The organism is Streptomyces sp. NPDC059564 (assembly GCF_042735575.1).
In the GTDB taxonomy this organism is placed as follows: Bacteria; Actinomycetota; Actinomycetes; order Streptomycetales; family Streptomycetaceae; genus Streptomyces.
In genome coordinates this window covers 1-1709 of record NZ_JBHWBP010000660.1, presented here as the reverse complement: position 1 = coordinate 1709, position 1709 = coordinate 1, and the positions used below count along the sequence as shown (strand labels likewise).

At 76.4% G+C, this 1709-nt stretch carries 1 protein-coding gene; it reads left to right on the top strand.

Features of this window, described 5'->3' with window-relative positions; all coding sequences use genetic code 11:
• Positions 1–17 precede the first annotated feature (17 nt).
• A partial coding sequence (locus ACFV0Q_RS41405) for a transglutaminaseTgpA domain-containing protein (protein WP_385013256.1) occupies positions 18–1709 on the top strand: 1692 nt, incomplete at its 3' end.

Here is a 1709-nt window from a genome sequence, read left to right as displayed (position 1 = left end):
CGCGGGCCCTGGCGCCCGTGCGCACCGGACGCCGGATCGGCGTCCTCGCGCTGGGTCTGGCGCTGGCGGTGCCGGCCGCGCTGCCGGCGCTGGGCGGCGGGGTGCTGGGCCCTCCCGGCGACGGCTCCGCCACGGCGGGCGGCGGCGGCACGATCTCGGCGGTGAACCCGCTGGTGTCGCTGCAGAGCAGCCTGAACGCGTCGGACAACCGGGTGGTGCTGAAGTACCGGACGGACAGCCCGCAGCTGGGCGAGCAGTACCTGCGGATCCTGGCTCTGGACGAGTTCAACGGCGTCAAGTGGGAAGCTTCCGGGCGCCCGCTGACCGACGTGCCGGAGCGGCTGCCGAACCCCGCGGGGCTCGGCGAGCGGGTCCGCGAGAGCGCGGCCGAGGTGCGGACCACCGTGTCGGCGGCGGAGACGTACGCCCAGCGCTACCTGCCGATGCCGTACCCGGCGACGCAGGTGGACATCGCCGGGAAGTGGCGGTACGAACCCGTCGGCCGGACCTTGGTCGGGGACCAGCTGGGCAAGGACCGCTTCCAGAACGTGCAGGGCGCGCAGTACACCGTACGGAGCCTGCTGCTGCGGCCCACGGCGGCGCAGCTCCAGGCCGCGCCGGGCCCGAACCCCTTCATCCAGGCGGAGTACACCAAGCTGCCGGACAACCTGCCGACGGTGGTGGCGGAGACCGCGCGGCGGGTGACCCAGGGCGCGCAGGACGACTACACGCGGGCGGTCAGGCTCCAGGACTTCTTCGCCGTGAACGGCGGCTTCCGCTACGACACGAAGGTGTCCTCGGGGACGGGTTCGCAGGCCATCGCCCGCTTCCTGGCCGACAAGGAGGGCTTCTGCGTCCACTTCGCCTTCTCGATGGCGGCGATGTCGCGCACGCTGGGGATCCCGGCGCGGGTGGCGGTCGGCTTCACGCCCGGTGAGAAGCAGTCCGACGGCAGCGTGAACGTCTCGATGCGGGACGCGCACGCGTGGCCGGAGCTGTACTTCGAGGGCGTGGGGTGGACCCGGTTCGAGCCGACGCCCCGGTCGGGGATCTCGGTGCCGGACTACAGCCGCGCCGACACCCCGCTGCCGCAGCCGTCCGCCCCGTCGGCGCTGCCCTCGCAGTCCGCGGCGGCGCCGTCGGCGGCTCCGTCGCAGACGGGCGCCTGCCCGCCGGAGCTGAAGAAGGCCGGCGAGTGCGGGGCGGCGGCGCCGAAGCCGGCCGCCGGGGCGGGGTCGGGCGGTGTCCCGGTGGGCGCCGTCCTCGGCTGGACCGCAGCGGCCCTGCTCCTCCTGGGCATCCCCCTCATCCCGCTGCTGTGGCGCCGCGGGGTCCGTGGGCGTCGCTTGTCCTCCGGGGAGGTCCTCGCCGCCTGGCAGGAGCTCGGCGACGCCGCCTGGGACGTGGGCATCCCGCCGGACGAGGCCCTCTCCCCCCGCCGGGCGGCGGCACGCGTCGTCCTGCTGGGCCGCCTGGAAGGCGACGCCGCGCAGGCGGTGCACCGGGTGGCCGGCGCGGTGGAACGGGCCCTGTACGCCCAGCCCGGCGCGGACGTCTCGTACCCGGGGCCGGCGGCGGACGTCCTGCTGGCCCGGACCGCCCTGCTGGGGTCGGCGGGCCGCCGGGGCCGCCTGCGCGCCCTGTTCCTCCCCCGCTCGGGGGCCCGCGTCGGCTGGGCCGTCTCGGCCCGCCTCGCGGCGCTCTCGGCC